The organism is Cohnella suwonensis (assembly GCF_042655365.1).
Lineage (GTDB): Bacteria > Bacillota > Bacilli > Paenibacillales > Paenibacillaceae > Cohnella > Cohnella suwonensis.
Genome location: NZ_JBHSMH010000087.1, coordinates 1 through 611 on the forward strand (window position 1 = coordinate 1; position 611 = coordinate 611).

At 41.1% G+C, this 611-nt stretch carries 1 protein-coding gene; it reads left to right on the forward strand.

What is annotated here, in order from left to right; translation table 11 throughout:
- The coding region (locus ACFPPD_RS20390; RefSeq protein WP_378083097.1) for a low molecular weight protein tyrosine phosphatase family protein at positions 1-326 on the forward strand (326 nt) is incomplete at its 5' end.
- Positions 327-611: the final 285 nt, after the last annotated feature.

Genomic DNA, 611 nt, shown 5'->3' on the forward strand with positions numbered 1-611 from the left:
AATTACTCTTTATATGCAGCCGAAATAAATGGCGCAGTTTAACTGCTGAGAAGATCTTTGATGGCTACAATGGTTATGAAGTTCGCTCTGCCGGTACTGAAGAAGGAGCAAGAATTAAGGTTACTGAAGGGCATATTGGATGGGCAGATTTGATTTTTGTAATGGAGAAGAAACATACAAGAAGGTTGAAAGACAAATTTTCAAGTAATCTTTTACAGAAGCAATTAATCTGTCTTGATATACCAGATGATTATAAATTTATGGATGAAGAGTTAATAGAAATATTGAAAACAAGAGTATCTGAATATATTGAAGTGCCTGAATAATGGAATGAACATAAACATGAAAATAATGATATTGAAATCAAGGAAATAGAAGAGCATTTTGAAAGTAACTCAAGAAGCCCCCGACATCATATAACACCATGTTCACGCATCGGCGGACGAGCCGCCTCGGTCCGGCAGGAGTAGGGAAGCAGATTCGAGTGGAGTATCTCAGCAGCAAGGAAGCGGAATCAGCCGGACACATCCGCACCGACTAACTGCGCATTCGCGCAGCCGGCGACTTTGTCGCCTTAAGTCGGTGGGACGTCGTGAACACATGAACGTTAT